The sequence below is a fragment of the Streptomonospora halophila genome, assembly GCF_039542725.1.
Taxonomy (GTDB): domain Bacteria; phylum Actinomycetota; class Actinomycetes; order Streptosporangiales; family Streptosporangiaceae; genus Streptomonospora; species Streptomonospora halophila.
Window position 1 is genome coordinate 128,075 of record NZ_BAABIK010000008.1, and the last position, 17,010, is coordinate 145,084.

Genomic DNA, 17,010 nt, shown 5'->3' on the forward strand with positions numbered 1-17,010 from the left:
GCTGCTGTGCCGTCGTCGACAGGAGGCCGGCCGTCGCCGGCGCGGGTGCCGGAGTCCGCCGCATCCGGCGTGCGCCTTCCGCGCGACTCGTGCGCCCTTGGCGCGACGCCGCGGCCGGGCGTCAGAGCTCGCGTACGACGCGTGCGGGGTTGCCGACCGCCAGCACCCCGGCGGGCAGGTCACGGGTGACGACCGCACCCGCGCCGACCACCGTGTTCTCGCCGACCGCCACGCCCGGGCACACGATCACCCCGCCGCCCAGCCAGGCGTTGTCCCCGATGGTGATGGGCTCGCCCGCCTCCCACTTGGCCCGGCGGCGCTCCGCGTCGAGCGGGTGGGTCGGCGTCAGCAGTTGGACGTTCGGGCCGATCTGCACATCGGCACCGACCGCGATGGGTGCGACATCGAGCAGCACCGCGTTGACGTTGACGAACGTCCGCGGGCCGATGCTGATCCGGTAGCCGTAGTCCACCCGCAGCGGTGCCCGGATCTCCGCGCCTTCGCCCAGCTCGCCGAGGAGCTCGCTAAGGGCCGCCCGCCCGGCAGTCGGGTCGTCCGCCGGAGCCGTGTTGAACCGCTCGCTGAGTAGCGCGGCGCGCCGGAGGTCCGCGGCCAGTTCCGGGTCGTCGGCGATGTAGGGCTCGCCGGCGAGCATGCGGTCCTTCTGACCGGCCACGCGGGCCTCCTTCACATCGGCGCCTGCTGGGTCGCGGAGCTCCGGTGGCCCGCTGTGCAGGACACCGCCGGGGCGGGACCGGGCGCTGCGCCCCCGGACTCTACCGGCCGTCGGGCGTGACGGGCCCGGCCGTCACTGCGCGCCGGTGCCATGGGGGTGGACCCACAGCTGTCGGGGGTGGGTCATCATCCAGCTTTCCACCGGGGCCGCGGAGCCGTCGGCTTCGCGGGCGGTGTCCAGGGCGAGGTCCGGGAAGCGGTGGAACAGGCGGGGGAGGGCGACGTTGAGCTCCAGGCGCGCCAGCGGGGCGCCCAGGCACAGGTGGGGGCCGTGCCCGAAAGCCAGGTGGCCGCGGGAGTCGCGCCCGACGTCGAACTCGTCGGGCGACTCCCACGCGGCGGGGTCGAGCGCGGCGGCGGCATAGGCCAGCAGCACCATCTCGTTCTCGGGCACCGGCACGCCCGCCACCTCGGTGTCGCGGGTCGCGAACACGGCCGGCAGCAGGCTCACCGACGTGTAGCGGCGCAGCACCTCCTCGACCGCGGTCGGCCACTCCACCTCGCCGCCGGTGACGCGGCGCAGCTGGCCGGGATGGGTCAGCAGCGCGCGGACGCCGTTGGCCAGAGTGCCCATCGTGGTCTCAAAGCCCGCGATGACCAGCAGGAAGACGTTGGCGATCAGCTGGTCGTCGGTGAGGCGCTCCTCCTCCTCGGCGGTGGCCAGCGCGCTCACCAAGTCGTCGCCGGGGTCGGCGCGCCGCTTGGCGACCAGGTCCCGCAGGAACCGCTGCCCGTCGGCGTAGACACCGGGATCGGTCAGCTCGAACACGCGGCGGGCGATGTCGCCGAGGACGGGGGCGTCCTCTTCGTCGACGCCGAGCAGGCCCACGAGCACGCCTACCGTCAGCGGCCAGGCGAACCGGTCCTTGACGTCCACGCTTTCCGCGCCGTCCATATCCGCCAGCAGGTCCTCGGCGAGCTCTTCCACCCGCGGCCGCAGCGCCTCCACCCGCCGCCGGGTGAACCGGGTCTGCATCGGTTTGCGCAGCCGGGTGTGCTCGGCGCCGTTGTGGGTGAGCAGACTGCCGACGGAGCCGCCGACCAGCCGCGCCAGTGCGCTGTCGGGATCGACCTCGCCCTCGCGCAGCGCCCGCCAGTTCTGCTGCGCACCGCCCCGCAGGAAGGTTCCGGTGCGGTCGGCCACCACACTGCGCAGCTCCTCATGGCGGGTGACGGCCAGCGCCCTCACTCCGGCCACATCGACCTCAGCCACCGGCCCAGCCGCGTAGAGGGCGTGCGCGGTGGCGTCTCGGTCGGGGTCTCGGGGGTCGACGGCGATGCGGTGAGTTGCCACGGCGCTCCTTCGTAGATGCGGTCGGTCGGGGTGAAGGCGACGCGCAGGGACTCCACGCCGCTGAGGCGGCCCGCGGCCACCCCCTGCCACTGCTCGTCGACCAGGACCGTGTCCGGAAGCCGGCGGTCGAGCCGCTGCACGGCCGTCTCGGCGATGGCCAGCGCGAGGTCGCGTCCGGAACTGGGGCAGGAATGCGGCCCGAGTCCGAAGGTCATGTAGGAGCGGTTCGTCTCGGTGTCCAGACGCTCGTCGCGCCTCAGCAGCTGCTGAGCCGGGCCGAAGCCCATCACCAGGCAGTCGCCGGCGGCCACCGTGAAGCCGCCGACCTCGGTGTCACGGGTGGCGAAGCGCCCGATCAGAGTGTGCATCGGCGGCGCGTGCCACAGGCTGCTGTTGACCGCCTCGCGCACCGTGCTGCCCGAATGCAGCTGCACCACCTGGCTCTTGCGGTCGAGCAGGAGCCAGAGGGCGTGGGCGGTGGTGTGCGCGGCCGGCTCGTGGGCGGCGGCGGTGATGAACGTGAGGTGGTCGCGGATCTCCTCGTCGTCCATCCCCGCGGCGACGAACTCCGAGACGAGGTCGGCGCCGGGCTCCTCGCGGCGGCGCCGGGCCAGCGCCGTCATCCGCCGCTGCAGCTGGGCGTGGACGTGCAGCGCGTCCTCGGCGCCGTCCCAGACCCGCCGCTGCGCGGAGCACACCGCCACGCCCTCCTGGGGCTCCATGCCGTACAGCCGGCACAGCACGAGCAGCGGCACCACGCTGGCGTACCGGGTGACGAGGTCGGCCCGACCGTCGGTGCAGAAGGTGTCGATGACCCGGTCGACCACCTCCTCGACGTGGGACACGATCCGCCTGTGGGAGATGTTCGACAGCGCCTGCACGACGATCTCGCGGTAGCGCTTGTGGGCGGGGCCGTCCTCGTTCCACACGTTGCGCCGCTTGGTGTAGATGGCCCGCATCGGGGAGCGCTCCGGCACGACGCCGTTGTGGAAGTCGCGCCAGTGGTCGACGTCGCGGGCGAAGGTCTCCGGGTCCTGCATGACCTGCTGGTGCACGTCCAGCGTGAGCATGAGCCAGCCCGGCACGCCCTCGCTGAGGTAGACGGGCGCGAGCCCCTCGGGATAGCGCTCCAGCAGCCGGTCCCACACCTCCGGCGGGTCGGCCAGCGCCTCCGGATCGTGCAGGCGAAGGGCATCGGTCGGATGCCGGCTCGGGTAGGTCATGTGTGCGGCTCCGTGCGGGGAGGGGAGGGGACCTGCGCGCCGCAGGCCGCGACGCGCTCGCACGGGGGCCGGCATGCGAGCGGCGTCCACTTCTGGAATACGCGCCGGAAACGGACAACGGGGCACCGGCACGCTGCGGCGGCCGATCGCCGCCCCGCGCGCCGCCGCGAATTCTGTCGAATTCCGCGACCATTGCGCAACCCCGCGACTTCCCATTCATATTCCCCGCCGACCTGCATGAATGCGCTGAGTAAGAGTGTCGGTACGGCGGTTTCCGCTGATCCCGGGACCGCGGCCCGCCGCGTGGGCGGTTCGGCCCCTTCGGATTCATGATCTCTGCGCACGAGGGAGTGCGCCGGACTCGGGGGCGGCCTCGGCCGTTCCCGGCAGGAGTCGGGAGACGGCCGCCCACGGTGGCGGGTTACCCCGCCTTGCCGATGATCGCGGATTCATGGAATCTGCGGAGAAGCCGGTGCGCAGGCGATCGGCGCGGCCCGGAGCCGACTGCCCACCGGGAATGCCGAGGGGGAGGCCGCGCTCGGCCGAAGAATGCCGTGCGCCGTTGACCGGGATGCGCTGCCTACCGGGATAGGCGCTGCGTATTCGGCGTCGCGTAGTGGAGTGCGCTCCGGCGGTCGCGCCCGCCTGGGCTCCGGCCTGCCGGGCCGCCGGCCCCGCAGGGGGCCCGGCGCGCCTGCCGCCCGGGTCGGACCGCAGGAGCGGGGCCGAGCACGGGGAGCGGGCGCGGTGGCGGATACGCGGCGCCGCGGGGGACTTCCGTTTCCGGTCTCCGGAAGAATCCGAGTGCTACCTTGGGCGACAAGTCCGAACAGTTCCCAGATGCGCCGAGTCGTCCGTGTCGGTGGCCGGCCAGGAGGTTGACGATGAACCCGGACAACTGGGGTATCTCTCCCAAGCGAAAGCGGCCCCGCTCGGCCAAGAAGGGTCTGACGATCCGGATCTCCACGAAACGCGGAAAGTCCAGCCCGTCGCCGCGGTCGGCGACCGAAGGCTGCTGGCCCTCGCCGTGGGGCAAAGGTATCTGGAACGACCCGATGGGCCGCTGACCCCGGTAAACGCTGACGGGCGGGCGGCCCCGGCCGATCCGCGCCGGTGCCGACCGCCCGCGCTCTTCGTGCGGTTGCTCCTCCCCGGGATCGGCGCACCCGTTCCCGGACTCGTCCTCGGTCGCTGCCGCCGCGCCGGTACCCGGCGAATCCGCGCGCCGCCGCCGATCAGACCCCGAGGATCACGGAGACCGGTAGCGGAACGTAGAGCAGCCGCGTGAACACCGCCCAGCAGAACAGCACCACGACCAGGGCCACGGCCACGTCCAGCAGGAGACGGCGCGTGCCGCCCGGTCCGCGGCGGATGAGCACCGCGGCCAGGACGAAGGCCACCACACCGCTGAGCGTGATGCCGAACAGGCCGAAGGCCGCTCCCCAGGCGAGCAGGAGGGCCGCAGCGGCGGGCAGGGCCCAGCGCGGCCGCTCGCCCGGCGAGTCGGCCGGCTCCTCCTCGTCGCCGTCCTCCGCCTCGTCGGCGCCGGCGCCGGTCCTTGCGGCCGCTCCGGAGGCGTGCGGGGAACCGGCCGCCTCGGCCGCGGCCGCAGCCGTTCCGGCCGGGACGCCCTCGGCCGCCGTCGGCGGGTTCTCGTTGCGGTCGCGCATCCGCGCCGCCTCCGGCGGAAGCTCCCCGGCGGCGTCCGCATCCGGCGTGCCGGAGCGGGTCGGCGAAGCGCCCCTGCGCATGCGCAGCAGAGCCCCGCCGCCGACGGCCGTCGCCAGCACGATCAGCACCACCAGCACGAAGCGCGGGAAGATCACGTCCGAGGGCGTGTCGAAGTCCTGCCGGGTCCAGAAGAGCGCGGCGACCGCGAGGATCAGCCCCGCGGCGACCAGGTCGCGGATCACGTCTCTACTCATCGGGCGTCCTCCCGCTCCGTGCCTTCGGCGCCGCGGCCGGTCTCGGGACCGTCCGGCGGGCCCGCCGGACGCGCCGCCCGCTGCGCGCGCCACCGGCCCAACACCGGCCACAGCAGGGCGATCAGCACGACGGCGATGATCCCGACGCTGATCGGGCGGGTGAAGAACGACAGCCACGGCTGGGCGTCGCCGCTGGCCGTCAGCAGCCCCTGGCCCAGGCCGGACTCGATGATCGGTCCCAGCACCACGCCCAGCACCACCGCCGGCGGCGGTAGCCCCAGGTGGCGCAGGCCGTAGCCGAGCAGGCCCAGCGCGACCATGATCACCACGTCCAGCGGGTTGTTGCGCACCGCGTAGGCGCCGATCATCGTCAGCAGCGCGATCGCGGGCACCAGGTAGGTGGTCGGTGTCCGCACCACGGCCCGCTGCAGGCCGCGGCCCACGATCAGCCCCACCGGGGCCAGCAGCAGCGCCGAGACCCCCAGGGCCAGGATGAACGTGAAGGTCAGCGAGCCCTGCTCGGTGAACAGGTCGGCGCCCGGTCGCAGCCCGTGCAGCATCAGCACACCGAAGATGACCGCGTCGGCGGGCGCGCCGGGGATGCCCAGCGTCAGCAGGGGGATCAGCCCGCCGCCCACCACCGCGTTGTTGGCGGTCTCGGGCGCGACCACGCCGTCGACCTTGCCGGTGCCGAACTCCTCGGGCGTCTTCGAGGCCCGCTTGGCCTCGTTGTAGGCGATGAGGTTGGCGACGTTGCCGCCGGCGCCCGGCAGCATGCCGACGAAGGTGCCGATCACGGCCGAGCGCGCCAGGTTGACCGGGCGCGAGAGCACGTCGCGGACCGTGCGCATGAGCAGCCCCGGTTCGCGCCGGCGCGCCTCGCGCCGCATGGCTGCCGCCCGCGAGCCCGGGTCCACCATCAGGTCGATCATCGCCGGGATGGTGAAGAAGCCGATCAGGGCCACGATCAGCGGCACACCGGCCTGCATCTGCGTGAAGCCGAAGGTGAACCGGACGTCGCCGCCCACCGGCGCGATGCCGATCGTGGAGATCAGCAGTCCGATGAACCCCGCTGCGAAGCCCTTCACCAGCGACTTCGCGGCCAGGCCGGCGATCATCGTCAGGCCGAAGATCCCCAGCCAGAAGTACTCCTGGGGGCCGAAGGCCAGCACGACGTCGGCGATCGCCGGGCCGAGCAGCAGCAGCCCGACGACCCCCACCAGGCCGCCGACGACCGAACCGGTGGTCACCGCGATGATGGCCACCTCGCTGCGGCCCTTGCGAGTCATGGGGTAGCCGTCGAAGGTCGTGGCGATCGACGAGGGGGTGCCCGGCGAGTTCACCAGGATGGCGGTGAAGGAGCCGCCGTAGATGGCGCCCGAGTAGAACGCGCCCATCAGCACGAGTCCGCGGGCGGGGTCGAGGGTGAACGTGATGGGGAGGAGGAGCGCGAGGCCGACGGTGGCGCTGAGCCCCGGTGTGGCGCCGACCGCCATCCCGGCGATGACGCCGACCAGGCACAGCGCCAGCATGGTCGGTGATACGACCTGCGCCAAAGCCTCATCGATACCTGGGAACATGGTTGCTCCTGGCGTTGGGGGGTCACGAGTGGGCCGGTGCGGCGTGTGGGGGACCTCCCCCTCCGCCGTCGGCCCTCAGGCGGGTGCTCGCAGCACCCGCGGCAAGCCGAGGCCCCGGCCGCGGGGCCGCCGGGGCGCTATTGGCCGTGCAGCAGTTCGAATCGCCGCAGCAGGTCCTCGGCCTGGGCCGTCCGCTCGCGGGTGAACTCCCTGGACTCCTCGGGTCCCATGTCGAGGATGTGGTAGCCGAGGTTCTCGGCCTTCTTCACGAACTCGCGGTCCTGATTGACCTGAGCGAACGCGTCGGCGAGCACGCTGACCACCCGGTCGGGCGTGTCGGGCGGCACGGCGACGCCGCGCCACGCGCCCTCGACGATGTCGAATCCGCTCTCCCGCAGCGTCGGGACGTCGGGGAACTCCGGTACGCGCTCCTCGGAGGCGATGGCCAGCACCCGCATGCCCTTGTCCTGCAGTTGCAGCGCCTCGGTGTTGTAGGTCATCAGACCGTCGACCTGGCCGCCGAGCAGCGCGGGCGAGGCCGCGGCCGTGCCGCTGAAGGGCACGTAGGTCAACTGTCCCCGCGACTCCTCGGCCAGCGCGAGCGCCCCCACGTGGTTGGCGCTGTAGGAGCCGCTGCCTCCCAGACTCAGCTTCTCCTCCTGGGCCGCGGCGATGAAGTCGTCGACGGTCCGGAACTCGCTCTCCCCGCTGACCACCAGCGCGTTGGGCGTGCTCTGGAAGATGTAGGCCCAGTTGATCTGGTCGGTCTCGTAGCCGGCCCGTCCGCGGGCGAGCGGCTGGAGGATCACGTGCGGCAGGTTCGCTCCCATGAACGTGTAGCCGTCGGACCGGGTCTGGTGCACCAGTTCGGACCAGCCGACCGCCCCGCCGCCGCCCGGGCGGTTGGTGACGACCACCGACACCCCCAGCGCGTCCTCCAGCGGCTGCTGCTGGAGGCGTGCGGTGACGTCGGACTCGCCGCCGGGATCGAACGGCAGCGTGTAGGTGACGCTGCGGGAGGGGTAGTCGGAGACGTCGCCTCCGGCCGGCGCGCTCTGCGTGGCGCAGGACGCGAGGGGCATGGGCAGGGCGGCCGCCGTCAGACCGCCCAGAAAAGCCCGGCGTGAGGGGTAGTGCATCGCTCCTCCTCGCTGTGCCCGGCGGGCACAAAGGAGATGGGGGGCCAGGGGCGGCGGGCGACCGCCGCCCGGCGGGCCGCGGCGGGGGCGCCGCCGCGGCCGAGCTGGCGGCCGTGGCCGCCGGCCCGCGCCCGCAGGCGCGGACCGGGAGTCACAGCCGCTCGCGCAGCATGCTGTGCAGCGCGGGCTTGAGTTCAATGCCGATCCCCGGCGCCTCGGGCAGGGCCACCCGGCCGTCGGTGATCGGCGTGTTCTCGGCGAAGCCGCCGAAGGGCTCGAAGACCTGCGGATAGGACTCGCAGCCGCCGAAGCCGTAGGCGGCGGCGAGCGCGAGGTTGATCTGGTTGCCGCCGTGCGGGCAGCAGTTCCGCGGCGACCAGCCGCCCAGGGCCAGGTCGCGCAGCATCGCGTCGTACTCGGCGACGCCGTAGCTGAGCGAGGGGTCCATCTGCAGGACGTCCCGGTGCGGCCGCAGACCGCCGTAGCGGCGCAGGTTGCGCACGTCCGCCGCCGAGAACAGGTTCTCCCCGGTGGCCAGCGGGCCCGCGTACTCCTCGGCCAGCACCGCGTGGGCGCGGTAGTCCAGCGGGTCGACCGGCTCCTCGTACCACATCAGGTCGTAGTCGCTCAGCGCCCGCGCGTACGCGAGCGCGGTCGCCAGGTCGAAGCGCCCGTTGGCGTCCACGGCCAGCCGCGAGCCCTCGGGCAGCAGTTCCAGCACGGTCTCGATGCGGCGCATGTCCTCGGCCAGCGGCGCGCCGCCGATCTTGATCTTGACGTCGCGGTAGCCGGTCTCCAGGTAGCCGCCGATCTCGGCGCGCAGGCCGTCGAGGGGCTTGTCGGGGTGGTAGTAGCCGCCGGCGGCGTAGACCCACACCGCGGTCTCCGGTTCCGGCGCGGTGCCGAAGCGCCGGTGCAGCAGCCGGAACAGGGGAAGCCCCGCGGCCTTGGCGGCGGCGTCCCACACGGCCATGTCCAGCGTGCCCACCGCGACCGCCCGGTCCCCGTGCCCGCCGGGCTTCTCGTTGGCCATGGCCACGCGGTGCACGGCGACGGGGTCGATGATCCCGGTCGCGGGGTCGGTGATCGCCTCGGCCGGAGCCTCCTCCACGCGCGGCAGGACCCGGGTGGCGAGGATGCCCGTCTGGGCGTAGCGGCCGTTGGAGTGGAAGCCGTAGCCCACCACCGGCTCGCCGTCGACGACGGCGTCGGTGTGCACCGCGACGACCGACACCGTCATGCGGGAGAAGTCGATGACCGCGTTGCTGATGCGCGAGGCGATCGGCGCCTCGCTGTGCGTGATCTTCGTGATGCGCATTGGTGGTCCAGTCCGGATCGAAGAGGAGACGGGGTCAGAGCCGGTCGAGCAGCGCCTTGGTCACCTCGTCGGTGGTCGCGGTCCCGCCGAGGTCGGGCGTGAGCACCCCCGCTCCGGTGGTCTCGGCGATGGCCGCCTCCAGCGCGGCCGCCGCCGCGGGCAGGCCGAGGTGCTCCAGCATCAGCGCGGCGCTGCCGAACGCCCCGATCGGGTCGGCCACGCCCTGCCCGGCGATGTCGGGGGCCGAGCCGTGCACGGGCTCGAACATGGAGGGGTGGCGGCGTTCGGGATTGAGATTGGCGCTGGCCGCCACGCCCAGGCTGCCCGCGAGCGCGCTGCCGAGGTCGGAGAGGATGTCGGCGTGCAGGTTGGAGGCCACCACGACGGACAGGCTCTCCGGCTGGAGCACGAAGCGCGCCGCCATCGCGTCGACCAGCACCCGCTCGGCCTCGACGTCGGGGTATTCCTCGGCGACCCGGTCGAAGACCTCGTCCCACAGCACCATCCCGTACTGCTGGGCGTTGGACTTCGTGACGCCGGTGACCTTCGGGCGTTCGCGCGTGCGGGCGAGGTCGAACGCGTAGCGTGCGATCCGCTCGCAGCCGGTCTCGGTGAACAGCGCCGACTGCACGGCGACCTCGTGGCCGGGCCCGCGCCCGGAGAGGTTGCGCCCGCCCAGCCCGGCGTACTCGCCCTCGCTGTTCTCCCGGATCACCACCCAGTCCAGCGCCCGGCCCTGCGCGCCCTGGGTGCCGCGCAGCGGGCTGCGCACACCGGGCAGGAAGCGTACGGGGCGGATGTTGGCCCACTGGTCGAACCCCTGGCAGATGGCCAGGCGCAGGCCCCAGAGGCTGACGTGGTCGGGCACGGTCGGCCAGCCGACGGCGCCGAAGAAGATCGCGTCCATCTCGCGCAGCCGGTCCAGCCCGTCCTCGGGCATCATGCGGCCGTGCTCGGCGTAGTAGTGCGAGCCCCAGTCGAACTCGCGCCAGGTGATCTCGAAGGGTTGGGGGCCGCGCCGGGCGAGCTCGGCCAGCGCGGTGCGGGTCGCGTCGACGACCTCGGTGCCCACGCCGTCGGCGGGGATGGCGGCGATGGTGAAGCGGTGCTGGGCGCTGATGGCGGGACTCCTTCTCGCGTTCTCACGGCGTTCACGGGCGGATTGGAGACGGCCTCGGGCGGCGTCGGACCGCTGTGGCGGGTGCCGGGCGGTTCGGGCGCGGGGAGGCAGGGGCAGAGGGCGCGGGCGGGGGCCGGTGGTGCGGGGCGGTGGTGAGGGGGAGGTCGGCGCGGCGGAGCGCTACCCGTCGGCCACTGCGGCGGCGATCGCCCCGCCCAGGTCCCCGGTGCGGGCCGTACCGCCCAGATCGGGGGTGAGCGGTGCGGCGGTAGAGGCGAGCACCGATTCCACGGCGGCGAGCACGCCGGCGCCGGCCTCGGGGGCGCCCAGGTGGTCGAGCATCATCGCCGCCGACCAGATCTGCCCGACCGGGTTGGCCACGCCCCGGCCCGCGATGTCGGGGGCCGAGCCGTGCACGGGCTCGAACATGGAGGGGTGGCGGCGCTCGGGGTCGATGTTGGCCGAGGGGGCCACGCCGATCGTGCCGGTCACGCCCGGTCCCAGGTCGGAGAGGATGTCGCCGAACAGGTTGCTGCCCACGACGACGTCGAAGTGCCGCGGCCGGAGCACGAACTTGGCGGTGAGGATGTCGATGTGCTCCTGCTCGGCGGAGAGGTCGGGGTACTCCTCGGCGATCGCGCGGAAACGCTCGTCCCAGTAGGGCATCGAGTGGTAGATGCCGTTGGACTTGGTCGCCGAGGTGACCAGCGACCGCCGGTTGCGGCGGGCGAACTCGAAGGCGTAGCGCAGGATGCGGTCGGTGCCGCGCCGGGTGAACACGGAGGCCTGCATGACCATCTCGCCGGGCGTGCCCTCGCCCTGCCGTCCGCCGAGCATGGAGTACTCGCCCTCGCTGTTCTCGCGGACCACCCAGAAGTCGATGTCGCCGGGCGAGACGTCGCGCACCGGCGGCGTCAGGCCCGGCAGCAGGCGCACCGGACGCAGGTTGACGTACTGGTCGAACTCCCGGCGGATGGGGATCAGCAGGCCCCACAGCGAGACGTGGTCGGGCACGCCGGGGTAGCCCACGGCGCCGAGCAGGATCGCATCGTGGCCGCGCAGCTGCTCGATGCCGTCCTCGGGCATCATCCGGCCGGTCCGCTTGTAGCGCTCGCAGCTCCAGTCGAACTCGCGGAAGGCGAATTCGACGCCGTAGCGGGATCCGGCCGCCTCAAGGACCCGCAGGGCCTCGGGCATCACCTCGTTGCCGATCCCGTCACCGGGAATGACCGCGATTTCGAAGCGTTCCACACCGACTCCCCTACTCGCCGCGGACCTCTGGGCCCGGGCGCACAGATTCCACGATGGTGTGCCTGCGCGGCGGCTGCGGGCCTGCGGCCGGACCGGCCGTGCCGGCCCCGCATCCCCGAAAAATGCCGTGGTTCACACGCTGGACATCTAATTCCAGGAATGCGTCGAAAGTCCAACTGTCATTGGCGATGTGACCTATAGGCTCCGCCTATCGGTTGTGCTTCCGAGGTGAAACCGGGTGGGGAATCGCCTTCCGAATGTCCGGGGATGAATACGGCGGGTTCAATTCCGCGATGCGGATTCTTCGGCGATGCGGGTGCGGGTGCGGGTGCGGGGCCGGTGCCAGGGCCGTGGCCGGTCAGCAGGGGCGGAAAAGGGTGCGGGGGAAAGGGCGGGGCAGGAAGGGGCCGCGGGCGGGACCGGGCCGGAGGCGGCGCAGCGGACCGCTCGGGCGGTAGGCCGCCGGCGTGCCGGGCCTGCCAAGCCCGCCGGCCGCGCAGGTCAACGCCCATCCCGAATCGGGCCGGGCTCGCCGGAGCCGATGGCCGACGACGGCTTCGGGGACCTCGTCGCGGCCGCCGATGTACAGGGCGACGGCTACGCCGACGCGGTCGTCGGCCCCAAGCTGCGAGAGGACGAGTGGCGCGTGACGGTCGCTTCGGACTCGGCGGCGTGCGCCGCCGGCACGACCACGGTCGACTTGGAGCCGCCCGTACCGGGCGCGGGCGAGGACGGCGCGGTCTTCACCGGGTCCTGCGCGGCGAGGACGGCGACGGCGCCGCCGCCCCGCTGAGGATCGACCGCTCCGCGGGCGGCGCGGACCGGGCGAGGGAGCACTCGGCCTCCGCGCTCTACCGGGGCATCGGCGGGCGGCGGAGCGGGGGAGGGCCGCGGCGCCCGCACCCTGCCGGGCCGGTCGTGAACGGTGCGGGCGCGCCGGTCACGGCGCCCCCGCACCGCTGGTCGAGAACTTTACGGGCCGCAGTTCGGGGACGGGCTGCCCGGAGCCGCCCGGGTGCCGTCAGCGGTGGGTGTTGTGCGCGGAGGAGAGGGCGATCTCGCGGAACGCGCCCGCGGCGGGCGTCAGCGGGGCGTCGCGGTTGAGCAGCGAGATCCGGATCCAGGTGGGCGGGTCCAGGTCGAGTACCTGGGCGCCGCCGCTGCGGGCGGTGCGGGTCCAGGACTCCGTCAGGACCGCGACGCCGGCGCCGTTGAGCACCAGCGGCAGGATCGCCTCGCGGTGGCCGGCTTCGACGGCGATGTGCAGGTCCACGCCCTCGGCGCGAATGCGGTCGACGAGGTGGCGGCCGCGGCTGCCCGCCGGGTAGGTGATCACCCGGTGACCGGCAAGGTCGGACCAGTGTGCGCGCGTGGCGTCGCCGAAGGGGTGGTCCGGCGGTGCCACCAAAATGAACTTCTGCATTTCGACCGGGTGCTCCTGCACGCCCACCGGCCGCAGCGGCTCGCCCGAGCCCACCAGGGCCAGTTCGCAGGCGCCCTCCCGTACCTTCTCGATCGCCTCGGGAGGCGTGAACACCGCCGCCACGTTCACCGTGACGCCGGGGAAGCGCTCGGCGAACCGCGTGACGATCGTGGTCAGCGGCTCGACGGCCTGGGAGGGCATTACCGCGATGTCGACCCGGCCGGAGAGCATGCCCTTGATCGACTCCACGCTGGCCCGCGTGGTGTCGAGGCCGCGCAGCACCTGGCGCGCGGGCTCGACCATGGCCCGGCCCGCCGCGGTGAGCTGCACGCGCCGCCCCACGCGGTGGAACAGCGCCGTGCCCAGCTCGCGCTCCAGGCGCTGGATCGCCTGGGAGAGCGACGGCTGAGCGACGTGCATGCGCGCCGCCGCCTTGCTGAACCCGTTGTGGTCGACGATGGCGACGAAGTACTCGAGTTGGCGCGTGTCCATACGACATCCCGTGTTCGGTATTCCAAGCAGAGCCGGTGGGAGCCGCCGGTCGATAGCCTCAACCTATCGGAGGTGGCCCACCCCGTCGCGGCGGCCGGTGCGGCGTACTCCGCCGAGCCGAGCGGACGTCGTCGGCGGCTCCGGCACGTCCGTGCCGACGAGGAGCCGGGTGAACGTCGCTCCGGGGTCCCACCGACTGAGGAGGCCCTCATCGACCGCCGATCCGGCTCCTACCGCCGCTCCGCCGCCGCAGCAGCGGCCCTCGTACCGGCTGGGCTCAGCGCCTGCGGCGGAGCGGCGCCTGCTCCGCGGCATTGGACGCCGGCGATGCGGCCGGGCACCGGAACCGAACCCCCGCTCGACGGCGACGGCGACGGCTTCTCCGACCTGGTCGTCACCGGGGTGCGCACGTCCGGCGGACGGGAGCCCTACCTCGGTGTCGTCCTCGGTGCCGTGCCGAGACCGCCTGCCGGGCCGGTTGACCTCAACTTTGGTTGAGGCTGCAGAGTCGTGGACGTGAGGGTGCGGAACGGGCGCCGGCCGGTGCCCGCCGCAGGCGAGACGACTACGGAGGCGTCCTATGGCAGCGCAGAGCCCGATCCTGGTCACCGGAGCGACCGGAAACGTCGGTCGACACGTGGTGCGCCGACTGTCGGACGAGGGGCGTGCCGTCCGCGCGCTGACGCGCGACCCGGCGAAGGCCGATCTGCCCGCCGGCGTCGAGGCGGTCCAGGGCGACCTCGCCGATCCCGGGAGCCTGGGGCCTGCCCTGGAGGGCGTCGACACCGCGTTCCTCGTGTGGCCGAGCGTCCAGGCCGACGCGGCGGCGGCCGAGACCGTCCAGGCCATGGCCGCCGGCGTCGAGCGGATCGCGTACCTGTCGACGATGGGCATCGACCCCGAGCGCTCGGAGCGGGAGGGCGGGATTCTCGGTTCGCACGCGATGCTGGAGCGGTTGATCAAGGAGTCCGGGATGAGCTGGACCTTCGTGCGCGCCGGCGGGTTCGCGGCGAACCTGCGCGACTGGATCCCGCGCATCCGCGAGACGGGAGTGATCCGCATGGCGTACCCGAACCTCGCGCGCCCGCTGATCCACGAGGCCGACATCGCCGAGGTCGCGGTGCGCGCCCTGACGGAGAGCGGACACGCCGGCGCGGCCTACGAGATCACCGGGCCCGCGGGCATCACCCAGGCCGAGCAGGCACGGATCATCGGCGAGGAGCTGGGGGCGCCGGTCCGGGTCGAGGCCATGACCGACGACGAGGCCGTGCGCGAGCTGACCGAGAGCGGGCTGCCGGAGGAGATGGCCCGGCAGATCCTGGAGGCGCACGCCCGGATGGTGGCGCATCCGGAGCCCGCGACCGACACCCTGGAGCGCGTGACGGGCGCGCCCCCGCGCACCTTCCGCCAATGGGCCGCCGACCGGGTGGCCGCTGAGCGGGCGGTTGCCGAGCGGGTCGCCGGTGAGCGGGCGGTGGCGCCGGGGCGGGATACACGGACTCGGGGTTGAAAACCGGGAAACGGGCCTGAAACACGGGCAAGCGGTATGGAAGGTGAGATAAAGGGGAAGAAGGCGCCCCGGGCGCGGCTAGATCCGAATTGTCGTCGGGCGTTGCTAGCTTCACAGCATGTCGAGAATGATGTTCGTGAATCTGCCGGTAGCCGACCTGAAGACCTCCGTCGACTTCTTCACCGCACTCGGTTTCGAGTTCGACCCGAAGTTCACCGACGAGAACGCCACCGCCATTACCGTCGGAGAGAACGCCGTCGTGATGCTGCTGGTCAAGGGATTCTTCCAAGGTTTCACCAAGAAGGAGATCACCGACGCCCGGGCGTCCACGGAGACGATCATCGCCGTCTCCGCCGACAGCCGGGAGGATGTCGACGACCTGGTGGACAAGGCCCTGGCCTCGGGTGGGAGCGCCTCCAACGAACCCATGGAAGGGCCTGGAATGTACGGGCGGAGTTTCCAGGACCCCGACGGGCATTTGTGGGAGGTCGTGTATATGGACATCGAAGCCATGGACGGGTTGAGGGATGACGGGTGAACGGGGCGCTTGACGGGGCCGGCTCGTAGGAAGGGTGCGGCCGGTTGATCGGCCAGCCGCTTGATCGGCCAGCTGGTTGACGGATCCGACCGCTTCATATGAATGCGGCCGCCCCGTCGGCCGGCTGCGTCGGGCCGGTCGGCCGGTCGGTCGGCGGAAGGATGCGGCCGGGTTGGCTGGTTTGAGGATGCGGCCGCCCGGTCGCCCCCGGCCCACCGGTTCGGGTAGTCGCTGGTCGCGCCTCAGGGGGCAGTGAGGATGGCGGAGCCCGAGCCCATCGGTTCGGGTGCGCGCCGGTGGCTGTCGCGGCGGGGCGGCGAGGGCGGTGGGTGGTTGAGCCTGCGCGGATCGGTTCGGGTGTTCGGTGGTGGCGCGTGCGGCGGGGCGGCGAGGGCGGTGGGTGGTTGAGCCTGCGCGGATCGGTTCGGGTGTTCGGTGGTGGCGCGCGCGGCGGGGCGGCGAGGGCGGCGGGTGGTTGAGCCCGCGCGGATCGGTTCGGGTGCGCGCCGGTGTCATGGTTCAGGACGGCGCCGTGCCTCCCATCGCTGGCGACATTTCGGGATTTGGGCGTGCCCATCGAGTTGGTAAGGCCACGAGTGGCGCTCAACCAGTGGCGCGGCATCCACGGCACCTCAAAATTCCGCGATGCGGAAGTTATTGAAGTGTTTTGACCGATTTGCCGTGTTTATAAGGTGCTGTGAGGTGCCGTGTGGCGACGAGTGTGCCCAAGCCGGCGCTCAATAGCCCCTGAGAGGTGCATTAGGAGTGGTTCGTCGCCGCTGGCGCCTGGAAGGTCTGCTTTATTGGGGTGCAATACGGGCATTCGTGCATCAATCGCCTTGCATTGAGGGCCACTGCGGATCGCCGGGATGCTGCGGTGCGGCTCGCGGCGGATTCGTCGCCCTTCTCGGCCACGACCAGGTCTCATATGACCGGTTTGTGTGAATCGTGCTCCTGTGCTCGTTGGTTGGGTCGCGTGGGGAACCGGCGGGCGCCCGGACCGGTGGTCGCGGGCTTGGCTGCCCGCGGTCGTCGCTGCCCTCGTCGCGTGGGCAGCCGGCGGGCGCCTCGGCCGATGGTCGCGGGCTCGACCGTCCGCCGCCTTCGCTGCTTCGTTGCGTGGGGAACCGGCGGGCGCCCCGACCGTTGGTCGCGGGCTCGACCGCCCGGTGCCCTTGCTGCTTCGTCGCATGCGCAACCGAGAGGGTCCTCGGCCGATCACCGCAGGCTCAACCGCCCACCATCTTCGTCGCCTTCGCCGCCCTTGGTGCCCCTCCCCTTACTGCCCCGCGCTGCCCCGTCCTGCCCCTCCCCGCGCTGCCCCGTCCTGCCCCTCCCCTTACTGCCCCACGCTGCCCCGTCCTGTGCCTCGCGTGGGCGATCGGGGGCACCCGTACCCGCATTCCGCTCGGCCGGTTTTCGATCCGCAACCTTGCCCAGCGCAACACCTCCCGGATGTGCT

Annotated in this window: 14 protein-coding genes; 4 read left to right on the plus strand and 10 right to left on the minus strand. The window is 72.6% G+C overall.

From position 1 onward, the window contains the following. Positions 1–121: 121 nt before the first annotated feature. The 9 genes from ABEA15_RS09335 to ABEA15_RS09375 form a co-directional block, all read right to left on the minus strand. A complete protein-coding gene (locus ABEA15_RS09335; protein ID WP_345556339.1) occupies positions 122–655 on the minus strand; it encodes a sugar O-acetyltransferase in 534 nt (177 codons plus the stop codon). Between the two features lie 153 nt (positions 656–808). Continuing rightward, complete coding sequence (locus tag ABEA15_RS09340) at positions 809–1,948, minus strand: cytochrome P450 (protein ID WP_345556308.1); 1,140 nt, start codon at positions 1,946–1,948, stop codon at positions 809–811. Further along, the gene (locus ABEA15_RS09345; protein WP_345556310.1) at positions 1,921–3,252 is read right to left on the minus strand and encodes a cytochrome P450 family protein; all 1,332 of its coding nucleotides are present in this window, start codon (positions 3,250–3,252) and stop codon (positions 1,921–1,923) included. The genes ABEA15_RS09340 and ABEA15_RS09345 overlap by 28 nt, the downstream gene beginning before the upstream one ends. Before the next feature lie 1,235 nt (positions 3,253–4,487). Further along, positions 4,488–5,177, minus strand: coding sequence for a tripartite tricarboxylate transporter TctB family protein (locus tag ABEA15_RS09350; protein ID WP_345556311.1), 690 nt, complete (start codon positions 5,175–5,177; stop codon positions 4,488–4,490). Beyond that, entirely contained in the window at positions 5,174–6,757 is a 1,584-nt protein-coding gene (locus ABEA15_RS09355; protein ID WP_344143406.1) for a tripartite tricarboxylate transporter permease, read from the minus strand. Before ABEA15_RS09355 ends, ABEA15_RS09350 begins: the two co-directional genes overlap by 4 nt. Before the next feature lie 137 nt (positions 6,758–6,894). Continuing rightward, complete coding sequence (locus tag ABEA15_RS09360) at positions 6,895–7,896, minus strand: tripartite tricarboxylate transporter substrate binding protein (RefSeq protein ID WP_345556312.1); 1,002 nt, start codon at positions 7,894–7,896, stop codon at positions 6,895–6,897. A 151-nt stretch (positions 7,897–8,047) separates the two neighbouring features. Beyond that, on the minus strand, positions 8,048–9,214 hold the full coding sequence (locus tag ABEA15_RS09365) for an enolase C-terminal domain-like protein (protein ID WP_345556313.1): 1,167 nt from the start codon (positions 9,212–9,214) through the stop codon (positions 8,048–8,050). A gap of 34 nt (positions 9,215–9,248) precedes the next feature. Further along, positions 9,249–10,334 carry a tartrate dehydrogenase gene (locus tag ABEA15_RS09370; RefSeq protein WP_345556340.1) on the minus strand — a complete coding sequence of 362 codons (1,086 nt, stop codon included), beginning with the start codon at positions 10,332–10,334 and terminating at the stop codon, positions 9,249–9,251. Positions 10,335–10,514: 180 nt separating this feature from the next. Continuing rightward, complete coding sequence (locus tag ABEA15_RS09375) at positions 10,515–11,585, minus strand: tartrate dehydrogenase (protein ID WP_345556314.1); 1,071 nt, start codon at positions 11,583–11,585, stop codon at positions 10,515–10,517. A 541-nt stretch (positions 11,586–12,126) separates the two neighbouring features. Between ABEA15_RS09375 and ABEA15_RS09380 the strand changes: the two genes are divergently transcribed. After that, positions 12,127–12,378, plus strand: coding sequence for a hypothetical protein (locus ABEA15_RS09380; protein ID WP_345556315.1), 252 nt, complete (start codon positions 12,127–12,129; stop codon positions 12,376–12,378). A gap of 228 nt (positions 12,379–12,606) precedes the next feature. On the opposite strand, the gene ABEA15_RS09385 is transcribed toward ABEA15_RS09380, so the two are convergent. Further along, entirely contained in the window at positions 12,607–13,500 is an 894-nt protein-coding gene (locus ABEA15_RS09385) for a LysR family transcriptional regulator (RefSeq protein WP_344143400.1), read from the minus strand. A 327-nt stretch (positions 13,501–13,827) separates the two neighbouring features. Between ABEA15_RS09385 and ABEA15_RS09390 the strand changes: the two genes are divergently transcribed. The 3 genes from ABEA15_RS09390 (at position 13,828) to ABEA15_RS09400 (ending at position 15,548) form a co-directional block, all read left to right on the plus strand. Next, on the plus strand, positions 13,828–13,998 hold the full coding sequence (locus ABEA15_RS09390; RefSeq protein WP_344143398.1) for a hypothetical protein: 171 nt from the start codon (positions 13,828–13,830) through the stop codon (positions 13,996–13,998). A gap of 82 nt (positions 13,999–14,080) precedes the next feature. Then, positions 14,081–15,010, plus strand: coding sequence for an NAD(P)H-binding protein (locus tag ABEA15_RS09395; protein ID WP_345556316.1), 930 nt, complete (start codon positions 14,081–14,083; stop codon positions 15,008–15,010). Positions 15,011–15,140: 130 nt separating this feature from the next. Further along, positions 15,141–15,548, plus strand: coding sequence for a VOC family protein (locus ABEA15_RS09400; protein ID WP_345556341.1), 408 nt, complete (start codon positions 15,141–15,143; stop codon positions 15,546–15,548). Positions 15,549–17,010: the final 1,462 nt, after the last annotated feature.

Excerpts from the sequence above, each read along its gene's own strand:
- ABEA15_RS09335 (WP_345556339.1), bottom strand. The coding sequence starts at position 655 with ATGCTCGCCGGCGAGCCCTACATCGCCGACGACCCGGAACTGGCCGCG.
- ABEA15_RS09380 (WP_345556315.1), top strand. The coding sequence starts at position 12,127 with ATGGCCGACGACGGCTTCGGGGACCTCGTCGCGGCCGCCGATGTACAG.
- ABEA15_RS09365 (WP_345556313.1), bottom strand. The coding sequence starts at position 9,214 with ATGCGCATCACGAAGATCACGCACAGCGAGGCGCCGATCGCCTCGCGC.
- ABEA15_RS09395 (WP_345556316.1), top strand. The coding sequence starts at position 14,081 with ATGGCAGCGCAGAGCCCGATCCTGGTCACCGGAGCGACCGGAAACGTC.
- ABEA15_RS09360 (WP_345556312.1), bottom strand. The coding sequence starts at position 7,896 with ATGCACTACCCCTCACGCCGGGCTTTTCTGGGCGGTCTGACGGCGGCC.
- ABEA15_RS09345 (WP_345556310.1), bottom strand. The coding sequence starts at position 3,252 with ATGACCTACCCGAGCCGGCATCCGACCGATGCCCTTCGCCTGCACGAT.
- ABEA15_RS09390 (WP_344143398.1), top strand. The coding sequence starts at position 13,828 with ATGCGGCCGGGCACCGGAACCGAACCCCCGCTCGACGGCGACGGCGAC.
- ABEA15_RS09355 (WP_344143406.1), bottom strand. The coding sequence starts at position 6,757 with ATGTTCCCAGGTATCGATGAGGCTTTGGCGCAGGTCGTATCACCGACC.
- ABEA15_RS09400 (WP_345556341.1), top strand. The coding sequence starts at position 15,141 with ATGTTCGTGAATCTGCCGGTAGCCGACCTGAAGACCTCCGTCGACTTC.
- ABEA15_RS09350 (WP_345556311.1), bottom strand. The coding sequence starts at position 5,177 with ATGAGTAGAGACGTGATCCGCGACCTGGTCGCCGCGGGGCTGATCCTC.
- ABEA15_RS09385 (WP_344143400.1), bottom strand. The coding sequence starts at position 13,500 with ATGGACACGCGCCAACTCGAGTACTTCGTCGCCATCGTCGACCACAAC.